The 20555-nt window shown below is 70.4% G+C and carries 18 protein-coding genes; 10 read left to right on the top strand and 8 right to left on the bottom strand.

What is annotated here, in order from left to right; all coding sequences use genetic code 11:
* Positions 1 to 79: 79 nt before the first annotated feature.
* Positions 80 to 1207, bottom strand: coding sequence for a hypothetical protein (locus ABD292_RS03080; RefSeq protein WP_344205018.1), 1128 nt, complete (start codon positions 1205 to 1207; stop codon positions 80 to 82).
* A gap of 667 nt (positions 1208 to 1874) precedes the next feature.
* On the bottom strand, positions 1875 to 3131 hold the full coding sequence (locus tag ABD292_RS03075) for a glucarate dehydratase family protein (RefSeq protein ID WP_344205016.1): 1257 nt from the start codon (positions 3129 to 3131) through the stop codon (positions 1875 to 1877).
* 105 nt (positions 3132 to 3236) lie between these two features.
* Here ABD292_RS03075 and ABD292_RS03070 point away from each other — a divergent pair, with 105 nt between their 5' ends.
* Positions 3237 to 4712 carry an aldehyde dehydrogenase (NADP(+)) gene (locus ABD292_RS03070; RefSeq protein ID WP_344205015.1) on the top strand — a complete coding sequence of 492 codons (1476 nt, stop codon included), beginning with the start codon at positions 3237 to 3239 and terminating at the stop codon, positions 4710 to 4712.
* A 580-nt stretch (positions 4713 to 5292) separates the two neighbouring features.
* Here ABD292_RS03070 and ABD292_RS03065 read toward each other — a convergent pair.
* The 5 genes from ABD292_RS03065 to ABD292_RS03045 form a co-directional block, all read right to left on the bottom strand.
* Positions 5293 to 6201: a 5-dehydro-4-deoxyglucarate dehydratase gene (locus tag ABD292_RS03065; protein ID WP_344205012.1), complete on the bottom strand. Its 909-nt coding sequence runs from the start codon at positions 6199 to 6201 to the stop codon at positions 5293 to 5295.
* A 13-nt stretch (positions 6202 to 6214) separates the two neighbouring features.
* Positions 6215 to 6976: an IclR family transcriptional regulator gene (locus tag ABD292_RS03060; protein WP_344205011.1), complete on the bottom strand. Its 762-nt coding sequence runs from the start codon at positions 6974 to 6976 to the stop codon at positions 6215 to 6217.
* A gap of 82 nt (positions 6977 to 7058) precedes the next feature.
* Positions 7059 to 7919, bottom strand: a complete 861-nt coding sequence (locus ABD292_RS03055) for a carbohydrate ABC transporter permease (RefSeq protein ID WP_344205009.1) — start codon at positions 7917 to 7919, stop codon at positions 7059 to 7061.
* Complete coding sequence (locus ABD292_RS03050; protein ID WP_344205008.1) at positions 7916 to 8845, bottom strand: carbohydrate ABC transporter permease; 930 nt, start codon at positions 8843 to 8845, stop codon at positions 7916 to 7918. Before ABD292_RS03050 ends, ABD292_RS03055 begins: the two co-directional genes overlap by 4 nt.
* Positions 8842 to 10152 carry a sugar ABC transporter substrate-binding protein gene (locus ABD292_RS03045; RefSeq protein ID WP_344205006.1) on the bottom strand — a complete coding sequence of 437 codons (1311 nt, stop codon included), beginning with the start codon at positions 10150 to 10152 and terminating at the stop codon, positions 8842 to 8844. Before ABD292_RS03045 ends, ABD292_RS03050 begins: the two co-directional genes overlap by 4 nt.
* Before the next feature lie 135 nt (positions 10153 to 10287).
* On the opposite strand from ABD292_RS03045, the gene ABD292_RS03040 reads away from it, so the two are divergent.
* From ABD292_RS03040 to ABD292_RS03000, 9 genes are all read left to right on the top strand, one after another.
* Positions 10288 to 11082 carry an NAD-dependent epimerase/dehydratase family protein gene (locus ABD292_RS03040; RefSeq protein ID WP_344205005.1) on the top strand — a complete coding sequence of 265 codons (795 nt, stop codon included), beginning with the start codon at positions 10288 to 10290 and terminating at the stop codon, positions 11080 to 11082.
* A gap of 94 nt (positions 11083 to 11176) precedes the next feature.
* Complete coding sequence (locus ABD292_RS03035; RefSeq protein WP_344205004.1) at positions 11177 to 12139, top strand: LacI family DNA-binding transcriptional regulator; 963 nt, start codon at positions 11177 to 11179, stop codon at positions 12137 to 12139.
* The gene (locus ABD292_RS03030; RefSeq protein ID WP_344205003.1) at positions 12136 to 13077 is read left to right on the top strand and encodes an aldose epimerase family protein; all 942 of its coding nucleotides are present in this window, start codon (positions 12136 to 12138) and stop codon (positions 13075 to 13077) included. The genes ABD292_RS03035 and ABD292_RS03030 overlap by 4 nt, the downstream gene beginning before the upstream one ends.
* Positions 13078 to 13162: 85 nt before the next feature.
* Positions 13163 to 15700: a DNA translocase FtsK gene (locus tag ABD292_RS03025; protein WP_344205002.1), complete on the top strand. Its 2538-nt coding sequence runs from the start codon at positions 13163 to 13165 to the stop codon at positions 15698 to 15700.
* 60 nt (positions 15701 to 15760) lie between these two features.
* Positions 15761 to 16576, top strand: coding sequence for a helix-turn-helix domain-containing protein (locus tag ABD292_RS03020; protein ID WP_344205001.1), 816 nt, complete (start codon positions 15761 to 15763; stop codon positions 16574 to 16576).
* 60 nt (positions 16577 to 16636) lie between these two features.
* Entirely contained in the window at positions 16637 to 18046 is a 1410-nt protein-coding gene (gene rimO, locus ABD292_RS03015; RefSeq protein WP_344204999.1) for a 30S ribosomal protein S12 methylthiotransferase RimO, read from the top strand.
* Positions 18043 to 18615, top strand: coding sequence for a CDP-diacylglycerol--glycerol-3-phosphate 3-phosphatidyltransferase (pgsA, locus tag ABD292_RS03010; protein WP_344204998.1), 573 nt, complete (start codon positions 18043 to 18045; stop codon positions 18613 to 18615). The genes rimO and pgsA overlap by 4 nt, the downstream gene beginning before the upstream one ends.
* A gap of 6 nt (positions 18616 to 18621) precedes the next feature.
* Positions 18622 to 19110 (top strand): CinA family protein, encoded by a 489-nt coding sequence (locus ABD292_RS03005; RefSeq protein WP_344204997.1) that lies wholly within the window; start codon positions 18622 to 18624, stop codon positions 19108 to 19110.
* 286 nt (positions 19111 to 19396) lie between these two features.
* On the top strand, positions 19397 to 19753 hold the full coding sequence (locus ABD292_RS03000; protein ID WP_091084154.1) for a helix-turn-helix domain-containing protein: 357 nt from the start codon (positions 19397 to 19399) through the stop codon (positions 19751 to 19753).
* Here the strand turns inward: ABD292_RS03000 and ABD292_RS02995 are convergent.
* Positions 19750 to 20529 carry a DNA-formamidopyrimidine glycosylase family protein gene (locus tag ABD292_RS02995; protein WP_344204996.1) on the bottom strand — a complete coding sequence of 260 codons (780 nt, stop codon included), beginning with the start codon at positions 20527 to 20529 and terminating at the stop codon, positions 19750 to 19752. The two genes, ABD292_RS03000 and ABD292_RS02995, sit on opposite strands and share 4 nt — an antisense overlap.
* Between the last annotated feature and the right edge of the window lie 26 nt (positions 20530 to 20555).

The raw sequence follows: 20555 nt of genomic DNA, 5'->3' as shown, positions 1-20555 counted from the left end.
CGGTCTGCCTTCGGAGGCGGCTGGTGGTGTGGTTGTGGTGTGTCTAGGGGAGTGGCGTCTGGGTGCACGGGGGTTTGGGCTAGGTGAGTTGGCGTAGGGCCTCGGTTAGGGCTGCCAGGCGGGTGGGGGAGGCCAAACCTGCGTGGTACAGGTGGAAGTCGGTGGCGCCGGCCTTGGCGTACGTTCTGATGTGGTCGGCCAGGATCGATGCGTCCGCTGGGCGTGGGGGGAGCGCGAGGACGTAGGCGCCTACGCGCTGGGTGGGCGTGGTCAGGGTGGTCAGGTGAGTCAGGCGGGGCGCGTCCTGGCTGGGATCGCCCCAGCAACTGGCTATCAGGACGTCGGCGGCGGGGTCGCCTGACGGGAGAGCGGCGAAGGCGCCGGTTGCCCAGGGGTCCGGGTTGGCGTGCAGGGCGATGGGGATGTTCGGGGCGAGTTCGCGGATGGTCGTCAGGAGGCGGCGGCGCAGGGCTGCGGAGAGAGCGACGCGGGTGGTGCGTACTTCGTCGGCGAGGGGACCGAGGGCTTCTTCCACGGTGAGGAAGTCGAAGGTCGGGAGGGTGCGGTCGAGGACTGCGCGGACTCTCGCTTCGGTGGGCTCCGGGTGACGAGGGGCGCAGGATGTGCAGAAGCAGAGGGAGAGCAGGTCGGAGTCCACGGAGGTCCAGTCGGCGCCGGACGTCTTTTCGTGGACGCTCAGGTGGCTGAAGCCCATTGGGCCACAGGCTTCCAGGATGAAACCGTCAGGCGCGGCGAGCGTGAGGATCTCCCTGACGAGGTGGTCGCAGTAGTCGAGGACGTCGTCGTGGGCGGGGCACAGCGCGTACGGGTACGGGTCGCCGAAGGCGTTCCGGACGATCAGATCGGGGTTCGCGGCGCCTAGTCGGGAGTTGTGGGTCAAGACCGTCCAGGCGTGAACCTGGAGGCCGACCGCTTTGAGGGCGTCCCTCGCCTGCAGGAAGGCGTCGGCCGGTGTCCAGGTCGGGGACGCCGGGCGTAGGCGGGACCAGGCGGATGGCCGTACCGGGAGGTAGAAGGCGGGGTACGGGGCGTCCAGGACGCGGTGTGACGGGTGGTACGGAGTGGCGGCCCGGGTCGAGTGGTAGCTGGCGGCCAGGGCGATCGCGTCCACGCCGAGCGCGGCGAGGCGGTCGGGTGCGGACGGGTCGCCGACCACGTCCCAGGGGTAGACATATGCGATGTTCATGGGACCCACTCGGCTCCTGACGGATGAGGCGGCTGCTGCTGTTACGTGGTTACTGCTTGGCTTTGGCTGGCTTGGTCTTGAGGGGACGGCCCGGCCCAGGTAGGGCGTTGCGCGGTGCGGCGTTCTGGGTGGTTGTGCACGGCCCTGGTAGGCGGCTGCGTGGGGGTGGTGTGTCGGGAGGGTGTGCGGAGCGGCGTGCTGATCGGTTGTGGGGACGGTGTGTAGGGCGGTTGTGCATGCCTTGATGGGCGGCTGTGCGGGCGGTGTGCCGGGAGGTCGTGCTGGGCGGTTGTGGGGGCAGTCGTTGGGCCGCTCTTACTAGGCAGCGCGATGGGCGGCTGTGTTGAGGGGTGGGTGGTGGCCTGGTGGTCGGGGCGGTGCTGTTGAAGCGGTCGTGCGACTGCCTTGGCGGGGCGGTCGTTATCAGTTGATGGTGGTGACGACTGTGGTGGCTGTCCTGGTGGTGCTGCCGGTTTCGGGCGCAGGATCGCCGGTCGGTCGGGGCTGCTGTGGCGGGCAGCTTTGATGCGGCGGTTGTTTGGGCTGGGCTGGATGAGTGGAAACGGCGGTGGGAAGGGGGCGTTCCCGGCGGGCGGTTTGACAGTTAGAGGTGGGGGAGGGGGTAGGGAGGAGCAGCGGGGCGGGAGTTGAGTGGGGAGGTTGGGGGTTACCAGCGGGGGCGGGTGGCGGAGAAGGTTGGGTCGAAGCGTTGCATGTACGTCGTGTCGTCCCGTGCCACGATTCCGCACTTCTCGTACTGCTCGTGCATGCGGGCCAGCGCGTCCCGGTCGAGTTCCACGCCCAGGCCGGGGGCGGTGGGGACGGGGACGGCGCCGTCGGTGAAGCGGAGTGCGCCGGGGGCGATCACGTCCTGGCCGTCCTGCCAGGGGGTGTGGGTGTCGCAGGCGAACGTGAGGTTCGGCGTGGCGGCGGCGAGGTGGGTCATGGCGGCCAGGCTGATGCCGAGGTGGGAGTTGGAATGCATGGACAGCGACAGGCCGAACGTCGCGCACAGGCTTGCCACGTGGGAGGAGCGGACGAGGCCGCCCCAGTAGTGGTGGTCCAGCAGGAGTACGCCGATCGCGCCGGCGGCGATCGCGGGGGGCAGGTGGTCGGGGGTGACCACGCACATGTTCGTGGCGAGGGGCATGGGGACGGAGGCGGCGACCTCGGCCATGCCGGAGATGTCGGGAGTGGGGTCCTCCAGGTACTGGAGCAGGCCGTCGAGTTCGCGGCCCACGCGGATGGAGGTCGCGACGCTCCAGGCGGCGTTGGGGTCGAGGCGGAGGGGCACGCCGGGGAACGCCTCGTGCAGGGCTCTGATCGCGGCGATCTCCTCGTCCGGCGGGTAGACGCCGCCCTTGAGTTTGATCGACTTGAAGCCGTACTCCTTGATGAGGAGGGCGGCCTGCTCGACGATGCCCGCCGGGTCCAGCGCGGCGCCGAAGCGGTCCGGCTGGTCGCCGGGGTGGCCGGCCCACTTGTAGAACAGGTACGCGCTGTAGTCGACGGCGTCGCGGACGCGGCCGCCGAGCAGGTCGACGACGGGCACCCCGGCCGCCTTGCCGCGAATGTCCAGGCAGGCCACCTCGAAGGCGGCGAAGACCCGGTCGACGCTCTTCTCCTTGGTCGCGACGCCGGTCAGGCCGTGCAGGTCGGTGACCACGTCGCCGACGGCGGCGGCTATGCGGGCGTACATCTCGTTCGTGGCGTGGACGTCCAGCCCGACCAGGGCCTGCGCGCACTCGCGCACCTTGCCGAGGTGGCCGAGGTCGCCGTAGGTCTCGCCCAGCCCGGTCAGTCCCTCGTCCGTGACGACCTCGACAATGGTACGGAGGGCCCATGGTTCGTGGACCCCGGCGGCGTTGAGGAGGGGTGGATCCCGGAATGCGACTGGGGTGACGTGGATCTCCCTGATGATCATCTCGACCGCCGTCCATATATGTGAACAAGAGACAGATTTGTGGACAAGTATCCAGAACTGTAAGAATTGGGCTGAAGAAGTGTCAAGACTCCGAAGGGCCATTCGATGATCTACGGACACGACCCCAGGACCGGCCAGACCGTGGGCGACGCCCTGCCAGAGACCGACACCGCCGGGGTCGACCTGGTCGTTTCCGCCGCGGCGGCCGCCGGGCAGGCCTGGCGGGCCACGCCGGCGGCCGAGCGGGCGCAGGCGCTGGAGGCCGTCGCCGACGCCCTCGCCGCGCACGTGGACGAGCTGTGGCAGCTCGCCGACCAGGAGACCGCCCTCGGCGAGGTACGCCTGCGCGGCGAGGTCGCGCGGACGGCGGGGCAGTTCCGGCTTTTCGCCGAGGTGATCAGGGATGGCGGTTACCTGGAGGCGATCATCGATCACGCCGACGCCTCCCTGACCCCGCCGCGGCCGGACGTACGGCGGATGAAGCACGCGCTGCCGGGCGTGGTGGCGGTGTTCGCGGCGAGCAACTTCCCGTTCGCGTTCTCGGTGGCCGGGGGCGACACCGCCTCGGCGCTGGCGGCCGGATGCGCGGTGGTCGTCAAGGCGCACCCGGGGCACCCCAACACCTCGGAGCGGGTGGCGAAGATCGTACGGGAGGCGCTGCCGTACCCGGATCTGCTGGGGCTGGTCCAGGGCATGGGGGCCGGGGCGGACCTGGTCCAGCATCCGCTGGTGGTGGCGGCCGGGTTCACCGGGTCGGTGGCCGGGGGTAAGGCGATCCAGCAGCTGATCGACGAACGGGAGACACCGATCCCGTTCTACGGTGAGCTCGGGAGCGTCAACCCGGTGGTCGTGCTGCCGTCCGCGCCCGTGGACAAGGTGGCGGCCGGGTTCGCGGGGTCGCTGACGCTGGGGGTCGGGCAGTTCTGTACGAACCCGGGGCTGATGTTCGTGCCCGAGGGCGACGAGCTGCGCAAGGCGCTCGTGGAGGCGGTCGAGGGGACGAGCGGCGGGCCGATGCTCGCCGAACGGATCAGGGACGGTTACCTGGGCGGCGTCCAACGGCTCGGCGAGCTGCAGCTGCTGGCCGAGGGCAAGGCCGGGGAGGGGAGCTGGGCCGTGACGCCGAAGGTGTTCACCGCTGACCTGGCCACCTTCGCGGAGAAGCTGCCGGAGATCGGGGAGGAGTGCTTCGGGCCGGCGTCGATCGTGGTGACGTACCGCGAGGTGGGGGAGCTGCGGGCGGTGCTCGAGCGGCTGGACGGGTCGCTCACGGCCACCGTCCACGGGACCGATCCGGACGAGGCCGGCGAGGTCGTCGAGGTGCTCGGACGCAAGGCGGGGCGGCTCATCTGGAACGGCTGGCCGACAGGGGTCGCGGTGTGCTGGGCGATGCACCATGGCGGGCCCTGGCCGTCGGCCACCACGGCGTCCACCTCGGTCGGGGCTACGGCGATCGAGCGGTGGCTGGCGCCGACGGCGTACCAGGACTGGCCGGAGGGGTTGCTGCCGGATGAGTTGAAGGATGGCAATCCGCTCGGGATTCCGCGGCGGGTGGATGGGCGGTTGCAGCTCGGCGGCTGACGACCGACAACTGCGCGCTGATGGCTGACGGCGCGCTCATGGCTGTTGGCTCAGGTGGTGCCCGGCCCACGCTGGCTCGTGGCCCGTGGCCGGTGTCGCGCGGCTCGTGGCTCGTGGCTCGTGGCCGGTGTCGCGCGGCTCGTGGCTCGTGACTCATGGCTGGTGGCCGGCGGCTGTTGATTCGGGCCCGCGTGCACGGCTCACGCCTGAGTGCTGGTGCCATGTGGCTGATGTCCTGTGGCTGGTGTCGCGTGGCTGGTGTCGCGTGGCTGGTGTCGCGTGGCCGGTGCCACGCGGCTCCTGTCAGCTGACTGGTGTCGGCCGGCTCCTGTCGGGTGACTGGTGTCGGGTGGTCGTGCCGCAAGGTAAGGGCTCCTGCTCCACGGCTCCTGCTCCACTGCTCCTGGGGCGGGGGCGTGGTGAAGGGCCATGGGTGAGGGCGGTGGCTGATCGCCGGTGGCTGGTGGGACGCGGCTGGTGGTGACAGGGCGGCCGTGGTTGGAAGGGGTGCTGGGGGAAACGGGAGGCTGGGGAAGAGGTGCGGGGAGGGGGCGGTGGAGGCAGGGCCGGGGGAGGCGGGTCAGGCGCCTGCTATTTCCAGCCCTGCCCCCACAATCCGCTCAAGCCGTTCCACATGCTCCACCGACGGATCCACCAGCGGCGCCCGCACCCCGCCGACCTCCAGCCCGCGCAGCCGCACCCCTGCCTTCACCAGCGACACCGCGTACCCGGGCACCAGGTCGCGCAGCTCCACCAGCGGCAGGTAGAACCCGGTCAGCAGCCGCTGCACCAGCGCCTCGTCCCCGGCGGTCAACGCCTTGTGGAAAGCGATCGCGATCTCGGGCGCGAACGCGAACACCGCGCTGGAGTACAGCGTCACCCCGAGCCCGCGGTACGCGGGCATGGTGAACTCGGCGGTCGGCAGCCCGTTGAAGAAGGTGAAGTCCCGGTGGCCGGCCTCCCGCACCCGCAGGATGATCCGTTGGAGCAGGTCGAAGTCGCCGAGGCCGTCCTTGAGGCCGACGATGTTCGGCACCTGGGCCAGCTCGGTCACGGCCTCGGGGGTGAAGCGGGCGTTGCCCCGCTGGTAGATGATCACCGGCAGCTCGGAGGCGGCGACGGCCACGTCGCGGACGTACCGGACCAGGCCGGCGGCGGGGGCGTTGACGAGGTAGGGGGGCATGAGCAGCAGCCCGTCGGCGCCGCGCGCGGCCGCCTCGCGGGCGATCGCGCGGGCGGCGGGGAGCGTGCCGCCGGCCCCGCCGAGCACGGGCACCCGCCCCCCGGCGGCGCTGACGGCGGCGGTGACGGCCCGCCCGTACTCGCCGAGGTCGAGGGCGTTGAACTCGCCGGTGCCGCACGCGGTGAACACCGCTCCCGCCCCGGCCGCGACCCCGTCGGCGACGTGCCGGGCGAGCACCGCCTCCGCGAGCTCGCCGGCGGCGTCGAACGGGGTCACCGGGAAGAAGAGAACGCCATCTAGCCGCATCAACGGTCCTTTCCTAGCGGATGCCCTCCCGGCGGAGGGTGGCAGCGAGCTTGCGGGTGTGCTTGATCACCGCTTCGGTGACCCGTTCGACGTCGGCGGGCGGCAGGGCGGCGGGCATCGAGCAGCTGATCGCGTCCGTGGCCGGGATGCGGTAGTCGACGGCCACGGCCACGCAGGCCAGACCGGGCGTGCCCTGTTCGCGTTCGCAGGCCCAGCCCCGGGTGCGCACCTGGTCCAGCTCGCCGGTCAGTTTGCCCAGGTCGGTGATGGAGTGCTCGGTGAGTCCCTGGAGGGGGTCGGGGAGCAGGGCCACGACCTCGTCGTCGGTGAGCTGGGCGAGCAGGACCTGGCCGAGCGCGGTGACGTGGGCGGGCAGCCGCCGGCCGACCCTGGGGATGACGTGCGCGGCCTCGCGCGACTCCCTGGTGGCCAGGTAGAGCACGTGGGCACCGTCCCGGCGGGCGAAGTGCACCGTCTGCCCGATCTCGTCCCGCAGGTCCTCCAGGGTTTCCTGGGCGAAGGGCAGCGCGGGATCCTTGTCGAGGTACGCCGTCCCGGTGAGCAGCGCGTGCGGCCCGATCCCGAACGCCGAGCGGGCCGAGTCGGTCTCGACCCAGTTGAGCTCGACCAGCGTGCGCATGAGGGCGTGCAGGCTGCTGCGCGGGAAACCGGTGCGCTGCTGGAGCTCCGACAGCGTCAGGGTCTCGTGCGACTCCGCCAGCGCTTCCAGGATGCGTACGGTCCGCTCGGCGGACTTGACCAGCTGGGGCTCCATACTCGTCCCATCTCACTCCACAATGCCGACACATCCAGCATATGGGATAGCGTCCAGATACGTGGACGCTATCCCTTGACCGCTATCCCTTGATCGCCCCGCTGGTAAGGCCGCGCATGAACTGCCGCTGGAAGGCCAGGAACGCGATGATCGACGGCAGCAGCGCCAGCAGCGAGGCCGCGAGCAGCACCCCGATGCCGACCTCCTCGTCCGAGCGGAGCGAGCGCAGCGCGATGGGCAGCGTCCACATGGTCGACTCGGTCGCCACGATCAGCGGCAGCAGGTACTGGTCCCAGATCATGGTGAACCCGAAGACGCCGATCACGCCGAGCGCCGGCCGGCACAGCGGCACGATGATCGTGGCGAAGATGCGCAGCTCGCCCGCCCCGTCGATGCGCGCGGCCTCCTCCAGCTCGACCGGCACCTCCTTCATGAACTCGGTCATGACCAGGATCGAGAACCCCCAGGCACCGACGGGCAGGATCATCCCCGCGTACGTGCCGATGAGGTTGAGGTGCAGCACCGGCAGGTCGGCGAGGACGAGCGAGAGCGGGATCGCGATGATCTCCTCGGGCAGCATCATCGTGACCAGCATGAGCAGCATCACGACCGTCATGCCGCGGAACTTCTTGCGGGCCAGCGCGTACGCCGCGAAGACGCTCACCAGCATCTGCAGCAGCAGCCCGAAGCCGACGACCACGAACGAGTTCAGCAGGTAGAGGTAGACGTTCTTGTCCCCGGCCTGGATGAAGTTCTCCAGCGTGAACTCGTCCGGCCAGAGGGTGAACGAGGTGGGGTCGAGGGTCTTGCTGAACGCGCTGACCAGCAGCCCCACGAGCGGCCCCGTGAAGGCCACGACCATGAGCCCGTAGACGACGAAGCGCGCGGCGACGGCGAGCGGGCCCTTGCGCGACTCCAGCCCCAGTGCGCTGTCGAACCTCATGACGCCTGCCTCCTGCGCATCAGCTGCACGATCACCGTGAGCACGAGCGTGGCGAGGAACAGCACGATCCCGCCGGCCGAGGCGACGCCCAGCTCGTTCTTCTGGAAGCCGAGCTTGTAGATGAGCGTCATCAGCACCTCGGAGGAGTTGTTCGGCCCGCCGTTGGTGAGCACGTAGACCTCGACGAAGACGCGCAGCCCGCGGATGGCCGCGAGCGTGAACAGGATCCAGAACACCGGGCGCAGCGCGGGCAGCGTGATGTGCCGCAGCCGCCGCCAGGTGGAGGCCCCGTCCACGGCCGCCGCCTCGTAGAGCGTGCGGTCCACGCCGACCAGCCCGGCCAGGAAGATCATCATGTCGTACGGGGTGCCGCGCCAGACGCTCATGAGCATGATCGACCAGAGCGAGGAGTGCTCACTGGCCAGCCAGGGCTGCGGATCGACGCCCGCCCAGCCGATGATCACGTTGAGCATCCCGTTGTCGGCCGGATGGAACATGATCCGCCACACCTCGGCCACCGCCGCCATCGTCGTCACGACCGGCAGGAACGCCGCCGTCCTGACGAACCACAGGTAGCGCGCCGGCCCCTCGACGAGCAGCGCCAGCCCGAGCCCCAGCACGAGGGAGCCGATCGTGGTGCCGAGCGCCAGCACCACGCTGTGCCCGATGGCCGCGGCGAACAGGTCGTCGGTGATGATCGTGCGGTAGTTGTCGAGACCGACCCATTCGTCCCCGAGGAACGTCTGGACCTTGAACAGGCTCTTCCACAGGCCCACGACCATGGGGATGAACTTGAAGTACAGGAAGAGCAGCAGCGCGGGCGCCAGGAACAGCCAGGCGACCAGCGGCCCCCGCCACCGCGCCCGTCGGGCGCGGCGGCGAGGGGGCGCGGTGGCGGCTCCCGCCCGGGTCACGGTCGCGGTCATGACGCTTTCTGGCTCTGGAGTTCCTGGGTGAGCTTGGTGTTCAGCCCGTCCATGGCCGTCTTGACGTCCGCCGAGCAGTCGGCCCAGACGGTGTTGATCGCGTCGGCGGAGGTCTGCCGGATCGGCGCCCAGTTCGGCACCGGCGGCGCGTAGACCGCGAAGTCGTAGGACTCCTGGAAGACCTTCCAGCGCGGGTCCTGGCGTTCGGCGGCCATGTCCACGGTCCTGTTGACCGGCAGGCGGACGATGGCGCCGTTGGCGTCCTTGTTCATGCCGATCCGCTGGCCCTCGGGGGAGATCGCGAACTCGGCGAACTTCTTCTGCGCGTCCTGCAGCTGCGAGCCGGCCATGAGGTAGACGTTCTCGCCCTCGCCGAGGGTGCCGGGGCCGCCGGAGGGGCCCTTGGGCACGGGCAGGACCTCGATCTTGTCGGTGCCGACGCTCTTGACGAAGCGCGCGAGCACGTACGGGCCGACCAGGTAGATGCCGCCCTGGCCCTTCTCGAACACCTCGTGCGTGACGGTCGTGTCGTTGCTGACCGCGCCCGGGTTGACGGTCTTCGTCTTGCAGAACTGGTCCTGGAGGTACTGGACGGCCTCCACGAACCTGGGGTCGTTCGCGGTGGCGACGTACTTGCCGGGGCCGTTGGCCTTGAGGAAGTCGGCGCCGTTGGCGTAGATGAGGGAGGAGGCGTACCAGGAGGCGTAGCCGCGCTTGGTGCCGGCGGGGGCGACGAAGCCGCTGGTGTCCTTCTGGCCGTTGCCGTCGGGGTCCTTCTCGGTGAAGGCGACGGCCAGCTTGGTCAGGTCCTCCCAGGTCGCGGGCGGCTCCATGCCGACCTTCTCGCGCCAGTCCTTGCGGACGATCAGCGCGAACGCCTGGGCGGAGAAGGGCGCGGCGTAGAACTTGCCGTCGCTGCCCGCGGCGGCCTGCCAGGCCCGGTCGGCGAGGTCGCCGGAGCCGGATAAGCCCGCCTTGTCGACCTCCTGGAGCCAGCCCTGGCTGTGCATGTTGCCGAGTTGCGCGGTGTCGTTGATGACGATGTCGGGAAGCTGCCGCTGCGCGGCCTGCTGGTTGAGTTTGGTCTCGAAGTCGTCGAAAAGCGCGACGACCTTGGTCTTCACCCCGCTGGACCTGGTGAATGCGTCGGCGAGTTTCTGCGCCGTCTTGGCGGAGTCGGAATCGGGCGCCTGCCGGATCCAGATCTCCAGAGTGTCGTCGGTTGAACTCGATCCCCCGGAGCCGCAGCCGGTCACCGTTGCGGCGAGGGCCGCAGCGACCGCGACCCCCAGCAGACGACGTGACATCAGACCGCCTCCCGTTCACATACGTGGACATGAGTCGAAGACTTGAACTCGTGGCTGTGAACGTAACTAGCGCATGCTTCACGGTCAATATTCAAGTATGTGAATTTGGGTCAGAATCGTGTACACCATGAAGACATGCGCATTCTCATGACCGGTGCCGCGGGGAAAGTCGGCACGCTGCTCCGCCCCCGGCTCGCCCGCGAGGGTCGCGTCCTGCGGCTCTCCGATCTCCAGCCGGTCGAGCCCGGCCCGGGGGAGGAGCAGGTCGTCGCCGACCTCGCCGACCCGGCCGCCATGGCCGAGGCCGTCAAGGGCGTGGACGCCGTGCTCCACCTGGGCGGGCAGAGCCGCGAGCACCCCTGGGCCGACATCGTGCGGGCCAACATCGACGGCACGCAGGTGCTGCTGGAGGCGGCGCGCGAGGCGGGCGTACGCCAGCTCGTCCTCATGGGCAGCCACCACGCGGCCGGCTTCCACACCAGGCCGGCGGGCGGCGAGGACCTGCCGGACTACGCCTTCCCCCGCCCCGACACCTTCTACGGCGTCAGCAAGGTCGTCATGGAGGCCCTGGCCGGGCTCTACCACGACCGCTTCGGCATGAACATCACCGTCGTCCGGCTCGGCACCTGCAACGAAGGCCCGCTCGACACCCGCGGCCTGGCCACCTGGATCTCACCCGACGACCTGGCCCGCCTGGTCGAGGCCGCGCTGGTCGCGCCCGGCCTCCACGTGGTGTGGGGCGTCTCGGACAACACCCGCCGCTGGTGGTCGCTGAAGGAGGCCGAGTCCATCGGCTACGTCTCGCGCGACGACTCGGAGACGCTGGCGGCGCCCCTGATCGCCGAGCACGGCGAGCCCGACCTGTCGGACCCGGTGCACGACCGCGCGGGCGGCGTCTTCACACTGAAGGAGCTCGGCGGCCGCTGGTGACCGCCGACCATGGCAACCGGTTGCACGAACCTTGACGGGCAGAGCGGCAAAGGTCAAGGTTTGATCTGGCAACCGTTTGCAAGGGAGGACGGCGATGGCGGCGACGATCAAGGACGTGGCGCGCGCCTGCGGCGTGCACGTGTCCACAGTCTCCCGCACCTTCTCCGCGCCGCACCTGGTCAATCCTGCCACCAGGAGCCGGGTGCTGGCCGCGGCCGACGACCTCGGCTACCGGCCCAACCGGGCGGCCCGCGCGCTCACCACCGGGCGCACCTTCAACATGGGCCTCATCGTGGCCGACATCGCCAACCCGTTCTTCCCGCCGCTCATCAAGGCGGCCCAGGCGCAGGCCAGGGGCCGCGACTACCACGTGTTCGTGGCCGACACCGACGAGGACCCGCGGGTCGAGGAAGAGCTGATCAGGACGTTCACCAAGCAGGTGGACGGCGTCCTGCTGTGCAGCCCCCGCCTGTCCAACAAGATGATCGAGCGCCTGGCCGAGGACGTCCCGTTCGTGGTGGTCAACCGCCGCATCAAGGGCATGCCCGCGGTGCTCATGAACGTCGCCCAGGGCGCCAAGCTGGCCCTGGAGCACCTGGCCGGGCTCGGCCACCGCAGGATCGCGCTCGTGTCCGGCCCCATCGGGTCGTGGACCAGCAACGAGATGCAGGGTGTCGCCGCCGAGACGCCGGGGCTCGACCTCGTCTTCTTCGGCCCCAACCAGCCGACCGAGGGCGGCGGCCTGGCCGTGGCCGCCGACGTCGCGGCGTGCGGGGCGACCGCCGTGCTGGCCTACAACGATCTCGTCGCGCTCGGCCTCATCGAGGGGCTCGCCACGATGGACATCGGGGTACCAGACCAGATAAGTGTCATCGGGTTCGACGACATCCTGCCCGGCCGGCTCAACCGGCCGAAGCTCACCACGGTGGCCATGCCCGCCGTGGCCGCGGGGCGGATGGCGGTGGACCTGTTGCTGCAATCGGGGGGCGAGGGCGCGACGGTGACCCTCGACACCGCCCTCATAGTCCGCGAGTCCACGGGAAGGGCACAAAAATGATTTTCGGAACGCTGCCGTCCGGCGAGCAGGTGGAGCAGGTGGAGCTGTCGTCCGGACGGCTCCGCGCCGAGGTGCTGACGCTCGGCGCCGTCGTACGCTCGCTGGAGGTGTCGGGCCGCAACGTGGTGCTCGGGCTGGACACGCTGGAGGACTACCTCACCCGCAGCCGCTACTTCGGCGCGGTCGTCGGCCGCTACGGCAACCGCATCGCGGGCGGCCGCTTCACCCTCGACGGCGTCGAGTACACCCTGCCGGTCAACAACGGGCCCAACAGCCTGCACGGCGGCACCGAGGGCTTCGACTCCAAGGTGTGGGCCGTCGCCGACCGCTCGCCCTCCTCCGTCACGCTGACCCTGGTCAGCCCGGACGGCGACCAGGGCTACCCGGGCACGCTGACCGCGACGGTGACGTACACGCTGGAGGACGACGGCCTGCGCATCGACTACGCCACCGAGACCGACAAGCCGACCGTGGTCAACCTCACCAACCACTCCTACTTCAACCTCAAGGGGCAGGGCGAGGGCGACGTGCGCGACCACGTCGTACGCATCGCCGCCGAGCACTACCTGCCGGTCGACGCCGACAAGATCCCGACCGGGGAGCTGGCGCCGGTCAAGGGCACCCCGTTCGACTTCACCGAGCCGCACGCGCTCGGCGAGCGCATCGACGGCGGCTACGACCACTGCTACGTGCTCGACGGCGGCATGAGCGTCACGGCCGGCGGCCTCACCATGGAGGTCACCACGACCGAGCCGGGCGTGCAGTTCTACTCCGGCAGCATGCTGGACGGCACGGCCACGCCGTTCGGGCCGTTCGCGGGGCTGTGCCTGGAGACCCAGCACTTCCCCGACTCGCCCAACCAGCCGCAGTTCCCCTCCACGGTGCTGCGGCCGGGCGAGCGCCGGACCTCCACGACCACCTACCGGTTCACCACCTGATCGGGCCGAACGTGTAGGGGTCTTTGTACGGGTGTGCGGCGCGTCAGCGCGCGGAGTCCGGTGTCTCCGTCGTACCTTTGGCACCATGGCCACCCGTACGCCGAAAAGCGCATCCAAGGGGCCGGCGAAGCGGTCGACCCCGGCCCGCACGACGTCCGCGAAGCGGACGACGGCGTCGGCCGGGCGCCCCCGGCCGAGGACGGGCGCCTCCGGCCGCAAGTCCTCCGTCGCCCACCCCGATCCGATCAGCTGGGTCTTCACGATGATCGGCAAGCTGATCGTCGGGCTGTGGATGTTGTTCGCGGGCGGGGTCGGCAGCATGGCCCGCGCGCTCGGCAACAACGCCCGCGAGCTGGACCCGGCGCACCGGCGCGACGGGCTCGGGCTGGCCTGGCTCGCCGCCGCGATCGTGCTGGCCTCCATGACCTGGCGCAACGCCGACGGGGCCGTCTCCGGGGTGGTCAACGCGACCGTGCGCGGCGTGTTCGGCTCGCTGGCCTGGGCGCTGCCGCTGCTGCTCGGCCTGCTGGCCTGGCGTTACATGCGCCACCCCGACCAGAACGCCGACACCGGCCGCATGGTGATCGGCTGGGCGGCGCTGCTGGTCGGCGTGCTCGGCGTGATCCACGTGGCCAACGACACGCCGTACCCGGCCGGCGAGGGCCAGGGCATGGACAAGGTGTCGGCGGCCGGAGGCATGGTCGGCTTCATCGTCTCGGCGCCGCCGATGAGCATCCTGCCGTCGTGGATCACGATCCCGCTGCTGCTGCTCCTGTCGGCGTTCGGCGTCCTGGTGATCACCGCGACGCCGGTGCACCGCATCCCCGAGCGGCTGGCCGAGCTGCGGCACCTGCTCTTCGAGCGGCAGTCCGACCCGCTGCCGCGCGAGCCGAGCAGGAAGCGTCCCCGGACGAAGAAGCCCGCGGGCGACGGCGAGGGCGGCGACGGCGTCAAGCCCTACGACACGCCGGTGCTGTCGGAGAAGGACAAGGAGCGCGCCGAGCACTCGCCGGAGATCGTCCCCGGGCTCACCGACGAGGAGGACGCGGCGGTCGCCGCAGCCGCCGCGGCGGAGGCCGAGGCCGAGCGCAGGCCGCCGGAGCCGCCGCTGCCGACGCCCGCGCCGCGCAAGGTCGAGCAGCTCGTGCTGTCGCCGCAGGCGGGGCCGTACGCGCTGCCCGACCTGCAGTTCCTCAAGCCCGGCACCGCGCCCAAGCCGCAGACCAAGGCCAACACCACCGTGGTCAACGCGCTGACCAGCGTGCTGGAGCAGTTCAGCATCGACGCGCAGGTGATCGGCTTCACCCGCGGCCCGACCGTGACCCGCTACGAGATCGAGCTCGGCCCGGCGGTGAAGGTCGAGAAGGTCACCGCGCTCACCAAGAACATCGCCTACGCGGTCAAGTCCGCCGACGTGCGCATCCTGTCGCCGATCCCCGGCAAGTCGGCCATCGGCGTGGAGATCCCCAACGCCGACAAGGACCTCGTGGCGCTGGGCGACGTGCTGCGCTCGCAGGTGGCCCAGGCCGACCACCACCCGATGATCGTCGGCCTGGGCAAGGACGTCGAGGGCCGCACCATCGTGGCCAACCTGGCCAAGATGCCCCACCTGCTCATCGCGGGCGCCACCGGCGCCGGCAAGTCGGTCTGCGTCAACGGCCTGATCACCTCCATCCTCATGCGGTCCACGCCCGACGAGGTGCGCATGGTGCTGGTCGACCCCAAGCGGGTCGAGCTCAGCGTGTACGAGGGCATCCCCCACCTCATCACCCCGATCATCACGAACCCGAAGAAGGCCGCGGAGGCCCTGGAATGGGTCGTGGGGGAGATGGACCGGCGCTACGACGACCTGGCGGCGTCGGGGTTCCGGCACGTGGACGAGTTCAACAAGGCGGTGCGGGCGGGCAAGCTGCAGCCGCCGCCCGGCAGCGAGCGGGTCTACCAGCCGTACCCGTACCTGCTGGTGATCGTGGACGAGCTGGCCGACCTCATGATGGTGGCGCCGCGCGACGTCGAGGACTCGATCGTGCGCATCACGCAGCTCGCCCGCGCGGCCGGCATCCACCTGGTGATCGCCACGCAGCGGCCGTCCGTCGACGTCGTCACCGGCCTGATCAAGGCCAACGTGCCCTCCCGGCTGGCCTTCGCCGTCTCCAGCCTTACCGACTCGCGGGTCATCCTCGACCAGCCCGGCGCCGACAAGCTGGTCGGCCAGGGCGACGCGCTGTTCCTGCCGATGGGCGCGAGCAAGCCCATCCGGATCCAGAACGCGTTCGTCTCGGAGAAGGAGATCGCCGAGATCGTCGCGCACTGCAAGGCGCAGATGCAGGTCGAATACCGCGAGGACGTGGCGGCGGCGCCGGTCAAGCGGGAGATCGACGAGGAGATCGGCGACGACCTCGACCTGCTGATCCAGGCGGCCGAGCTGATCGTGACCACCCAGTTCGGCTCGACCTCGATGCTCCAGCGCAAGCTGCGGGTCGGCTTCGCCAAGGCGGGGCGGCTCATGGACCTCCTGGAGAGCCGCAACGTGGTCGGCCCGAGCGAGGGCTCCAAGGCGCGCGAAGTGCTCGTGAAGCCCGACGATTTGCCCGGTCTGCTGGCCGACCTGCGTGGCGAATGACCCCAATGCGGGGGCGAGCGGCGTCAACTGGTTGAATAGGAACCACTACGGAGAGTCGTGGTGGGGGAACCAGACGCCATCGGGGAGGCGTTCGCCGTGCAGGAACAGCAGAGCATCGGGGCCATGCTGGCGGCAGCCAGGCAGTCGGCCGGGATGTCGGTCGCGCAGGTCAGCGCGGCCACGCGCATCCGCGAGACCATCGTCCATTGCATCGAGCAGGATCTCTACGACCAGTGCGGAGGCCCGTTCTACGCCAGAGGCCACGTGAAGGCCATCGCCGCGGCCGTCGGGCTCGATCCCGAGGCCGTCGTCCACCAGTACGACCAGGAACACGGCGGGGCGCCGGAGCCGGTGCGGGCCTCGGCCGTCTTCCAGGCCGACAAGAAGATCAACCTGCCGGAGCGGCGGGGGCCCAACTGGTCGATGGCGCTGGGGGTGGCGCTGGCGATCGTGGTCGTGTTCGGCACGATGCGCATGCTCGGGGGAGCGGGCGACCAGGTGCAGGTGGCCGGGGTGCGGCAGTCGTCGGCCCGGCCGAGCGTGCCGCCCAACACCCCCATCACCGAGTCGCCCAAGGCGTCGCCGTCGCGCGGCACGCGTTCGAAGGAGATGGTGACGCTGCGGATCAGGGCCAAGCGCTCGTCGTACGTCGGGGTGCACGACGCCGATGGCCACCGGCTCTTCTCGGGCACGCTCAACGCGGGCAAGACCTCGGAATGGCGGGCGCCGGGCAAGGTGACCCTGCTGCTGAGCGACGCCACGGCGGTGACGCTGCAGGTCAACGGCAAGAAGGTGAAGCGGCTCGGGGAGCACGGGGAGATGGTGCGCACCTCGTTCGAGGCGCCGAAGGCACCGGTCAAGCAGAAGGCCCGCTAGCCGTCTCCGGTGGGCCAGTGCATCGGGTGGTGGCCAACTCCCGATACCGTAGTGTTCACCATGTCATCCCGCCGCACCGCATCGCTGATCACCCTGGGCTGCGCCCGCAACGAGGTCGACTCCGAGGAGCTGGCCGCGCGACTTGAGGCTGCCGGTTGGCAGCTCGGCGACGACGACCCCGACGTCGTCGTCGTCAACACGTGCGGCTTCATCGACTCGGCCAAAAAAGACTCCATCGACACGCTGCTCGCCGCCGCGGACTCCGGCGCCAAGGTCGTCGCCGCGGGCTGCATGGCCGAGCGCTACGGAGGCGAGCTGGCCGAGGCGCTGCCCGAGGCCAGCGCCGTCATCTCCTTCGACGACTACGCCGAGATCGGCGACCGGCTCGACGACGTGCTCGCCGGCCGGTCGCTGAAGCCTCACACGCCGCGTGACCGCCGCACCCTGCTGCCCATCTCGCCGGTCGAGCGCGCCGCCGCGCCCAAGACCGGCATTCCCGGCCACGGGGACCTGCCGTCGGGCGTCGCTCCCGCCAGCGGGCCCCGCGTGCTGCGCAAGCGGCTCGACGAGAGCCCCGTGGCCTCGCTGAAGCTCGCCTCCGGCTGCGACCGGCGCTGCACGTTCTGCGCCATCCCGTCCTTCCGTGGCTCCTACGTCTCGCGCGTCCCCGACGAGCTGCTGGCCGAGGCCGACTGGCTGGCCCATCGCGGGGTCCGCGAGCTGGTGCTGGTGAGCGAGAACTCCACCTCCTACGGCAAGGACCTCGGCGACCTGCGGGCGCTGGAGAAGCTGCTGCCGCGCCTGGCCGAGGTGGAGGGCGTCGAGCGGGTGCGGGTCAGCTACCTGCAGCCGGCCGAGCTGCGTCCCGGGCTCATCGACGTGATCTGCGGCACCGAGGGCGTGGCCCCCTACTTCGACCTGTCCTTCCAGCACGCCAGCAACGGCGTGCTGCGCCGGATGCGCCGCTTCGGCGACCCCGAGCGTTTCCTCGGGCTGCTGGAGAGCGTTCGCGAGCGCGCTCCCGAGGCGGGCGTGCGCTCCAACTTCATCGTGGGCTTCCCCGGCGAGACCGAGGAGGAGTTCGGCGAGCTGGTGGGCTTCCTCGAAGCCGCGCGGCTCGACGTCATCGGCGTGTTCGGCTACTCCGACGAGGACGGCACCGAGGCGGCCGACCTGCCCGGCAAGCTGGCGCAGGAGGTCATCGACGAGCGGGTGCGGGTGCTCACCGAGCTGGCCGAGGAGCTGACCGCCCAGCGGGCGGAGGAGCGCATCGGCACCGAGGTCGACGTGCTGATCGAGGACGACCTGGGCGACGGCGGCTACGAGGGCCGGGCCGCCCACCAGGGTCCCGAGGTCGACGGCTCGGTGACCGTGCAGGGCATCGGCCTGGTCAAGGGCCAGGTCGTGCGCGCGGTCGTGGTCGACGCCGAGGGGGTCGACCTGATCGCGCGCATCAAGGCCGGTCCATGAAGAAGGACGAGCGCCGTGCGGTGAGCCCGTGGAACATCGCCAACATCCTCACGGTCCTCCGGTTGGTGCTCGTCCCTTTCTTCGTGGTCTGTCTTTTCCTGCCCGGCACCGGCTGGCGGATCGCCGCGCTGGCGGTGTTCGGCGTGGCCTCGCTCACCGATCATCTCGACGGTGAGCTGGCCCGCCGCTACGGCCTCATCACCGACTTCGGCAAGATCGCCGACCCGATCGCCGACAAGGCGCTGACGGGCGCGGCGCTGGTGTGCCTGTCGGTCCTGCAGGAGCTGCCGTGGTGGGTCACGGTGGTGATCCTGGGGCGGGAGCTGGGCATCACCGCGCTCAGGTTCGTGCTGCTGCGGCACGCGGTGATCCCCGCCAGCTACGGCGGCAAGGTCAAGACCGTGCTGCAGATCGCGGCGATCGTCCTCTATCTCCTGCCGATGGCGCCGGACGTGCTGCGCTGGGTGGTGATGGGGGCCGCGCTCGTGGTGACGGTGCTCACCGGCGCCGACTACGTGTTCCGGGCGGTCAGACTGCGTAAGGTGGCCAGGCGGGCACGCGGGGAGTGATCGACGATGGACGTTGCGGATGCGCTGGCGCTGCTGGAGCGGCGGGGGGCGACGCTGGCGGTGGCCGAGTCGCTGACCGGAGGGCTGATCGGGGCGACCGTCACGGCGGTTCCCGGGGCGTCGCGGGTCTTCCGCGGCGGGGTGATCTCCTACGCCACCGAGCTCAAGCGCGACCTGCTGGGCGTGCCGGGCGAGCTCCTGGAGCGTGAGGGGGCGGTGCACCCCGAGGTGGCGGCGGCCATGGCGCGGGGCGTCGCGCGGGTCTGCGCGGCGAGCTACGGGATGGCCGTGACCGGGGTGGCCGGGCCGGAGCCCCAGGACGGCCGGCCCGTCGGCACCGTGTTCATCGCCGTCGCCGGTCCCGGCGGACAGGTCTGGGGACGCGAGTTGAGACTTGAGGGGTCACGCGAGCGTATAAGGGTAGAGACGGTGCACGAGGTAGTTGATCTCCTCTCAAGTGTGCTACAGGCGAACATAGGGGAACATTCCGGATGATTACCGTGTTACGTCCCGAGCGAACATGCCTTGCACGGTCTGACGCGGTGTCGGTGGATACGGGTACGGTGGAGCTGTGAGTGAGGTCCGTGAGCCAACTGCAAGCACCGAGCGCCCGGCAGGCGGGCCTGATGAGTCGCGCGGCGAGGCACAAGCGGCGAGCAAGGGGCGGCGACGCCCGGTGATGACGGCGAGGAGTATGTACGAAGCGAAGAAGACCAATGTGCGGCACGATCCGATCGCGCGGGGCGTGGTGAAGACATCCGCGCCGGGGAGGGAGCGACAGATGATTCTGCTGCGTCAGCTGCTCGGCGATGTGCTGAGGCGGTTGCGCGTGCGCCAGGGACGCACGCTGCGCGAGGTTTCCACGCTGGCCCGTGTCTCGCTCGGCTATTTGTCCGAGGTCGAGCGGGGGCAGAAGGAGGCGTCGTCGGAGCTGCTCGCGTCCATCTGCGGTGCGCTCGGAGTGCCACTCTCGCAGGTGCTGCGTGAGGTGTCCGACCAGTTCGCGCTGGCCGAGCTCCAGGCTGCTCCCGTGCTCGCCGATGTTCCCGAGCACGAGCGACTGCCTCTCGCGGAGACGGTTCCCGGATCGATCTCCGATTCCGTGTTCCCCGAAGTCAAGGACATGGTGGCTGCCTAACGAGGCTGGCAGCCGGCACACCACAGGATCAGCCGTTCCTGTGGCTGCGATCCCATCTCCCCTCGGCTGATGCGGGTGCCGCATCGGCGACAGGGTCTTCCTGCCCTGCCGTAGACCCACGTCGCGTTCGCCGGGCGGCGATCACCTGTCGTCACCGTGCCCGCGTGTTCGAGGTTGGCCGCCAGCAGGCGCTGTGCCAGCGATACGAGCCCGCCCAGATCCTCGATCTCCCCGACCTTCCTCCACGGCCAGATCCCCCGCAGGAACAAGGTCTCGGCGCGATAGATCGTGCCGATCCCCGCCAGGTTGCGCTGATCGAGCAGCGCCTCCCCGATGGTCCTGCCGGGCGCCTCGCGCAGCCTCCGCACGGCCTCGTCCGGGTCCCAGTCGGGCCCGAGCAGATCCGGCCCCAGGTGGCCCACCAGCCGCGCCTCGTCCTCCGTCCGTACGAGGTCCACCATCCTCAGCTTGCGGCCGAGCGCCGTGCAGTCGCGGTTGGCCAGGATCAGCCGCACCTGGTCGCCGGGCGGCACCCGGGCTCCCGGCCCGACGATCCGCCAGCTCCCGTCCATGCGCAGGTGCGTGTGCACGGACAGGCCGCCCTCGACGCGGGTGAGCAGGTGCTTGCCGCGCGAGAGCGTGGTCAGCACCTCGCGGCCGGTCAGGTCCGCGGTGGCGTGCCGCGGCACGCGGAAGTCGGACCTCGTGAGCACCCGTCCGTCGAGCGCGGAGCGCAGGCGGGCGGCCGTGCGGTGGACGGCGTCTCCCTCGGGCATCCTTCCAGTCTAGGAACCCGTTCCCT

The sequence above is a fragment of the Nonomuraea bangladeshensis genome, from assembly GCF_039529455.1.
Taxonomy (GTDB): domain Bacteria; phylum Actinomycetota; class Actinomycetes; order Streptosporangiales; family Streptosporangiaceae; genus Nonomuraea; species Nonomuraea bangladeshensis.
Note: the sequence above shows the minus strand (reverse complement) of the source record. Positions and strands in the feature narration are given on the sequence as shown.

Excerpts from the sequence above, each read along its gene's own strand:
- ABD292_RS03080 (WP_344205018.1), bottom strand. The coding sequence starts at position 1,207 with ATGAACATCGCATATGTCTACCCCTGGGACGTGGTCGGCGACCCGTCC.
- ABD292_RS03075 (WP_344205016.1), bottom strand. The coding sequence starts at position 3,131 with ATGATCATCAGGGAGATCCACGTCACCCCAGTCGCATTCCGGGATCCA.
- ABD292_RS03070 (WP_344205015.1), top strand. The coding sequence starts at position 3,237 with ATGATCTACGGACACGACCCCAGGACCGGCCAGACCGTGGGCGACGCC.
- ABD292_RS03065 (WP_344205012.1), bottom strand. The coding sequence starts at position 6,201 with ATGCGGCTAGATGGCGTTCTCTTCTTCCCGGTGACCCCGTTCGACGCC.
- ABD292_RS03060 (WP_344205011.1), bottom strand. The coding sequence starts at position 6,976 with ATGGAGCCCCAGCTGGTCAAGTCCGCCGAGCGGACCGTACGCATCCTG.
- ABD292_RS03055 (WP_344205009.1), bottom strand. The coding sequence starts at position 7,919 with ATGAGGTTCGACAGCGCACTGGGGCTGGAGTCGCGCAAGGGCCCGCTC.
- ABD292_RS03050 (WP_344205008.1), bottom strand. The coding sequence starts at position 8,845 with ATGACCGCGACCGTGACCCGGGCGGGAGCCGCCACCGCGCCCCCTCGC.
- ABD292_RS03045 (WP_344205006.1), bottom strand. The coding sequence starts at position 10,152 with ATGTCACGTCGTCTGCTGGGGGTCGCGGTCGCTGCGGCCCTCGCCGCA.
- ABD292_RS03040 (WP_344205005.1), top strand. The coding sequence starts at position 10,288 with ATGCGCATTCTCATGACCGGTGCCGCGGGGAAAGTCGGCACGCTGCTC.
- ABD292_RS03035 (WP_344205004.1), top strand. The coding sequence starts at position 11,177 with ATGGCGGCGACGATCAAGGACGTGGCGCGCGCCTGCGGCGTGCACGTG.
- ABD292_RS03030 (WP_344205003.1), top strand. The coding sequence starts at position 12,136 with ATGATTTTCGGAACGCTGCCGTCCGGCGAGCAGGTGGAGCAGGTGGAG.
- ABD292_RS03025 (WP_344205002.1), top strand. The coding sequence starts at position 13,163 with ATGGCCACCCGTACGCCGAAAAGCGCATCCAAGGGGCCGGCGAAGCGG.
- rimO (WP_344204999.1), top strand. The coding sequence starts at position 16,637 with ATGTCATCCCGCCGCACCGCATCGCTGATCACCCTGGGCTGCGCCCGC.
- pgsA (WP_344204998.1), top strand. The coding sequence starts at position 18,043 with ATGAAGAAGGACGAGCGCCGTGCGGTGAGCCCGTGGAACATCGCCAAC.
- ABD292_RS03005 (WP_344204997.1), top strand. The coding sequence starts at position 18,622 with ATGGACGTTGCGGATGCGCTGGCGCTGCTGGAGCGGCGGGGGGCGACG.
- ABD292_RS03000 (WP_091084154.1), top strand. The coding sequence starts at position 19,397 with ATGATTCTGCTGCGTCAGCTGCTCGGCGATGTGCTGAGGCGGTTGCGC.
- ABD292_RS02995 (WP_344204996.1), bottom strand. The coding sequence starts at position 20,529 with ATGCCCGAGGGAGACGCCGTCCACCGCACGGCCGCCCGCCTGCGCTCC.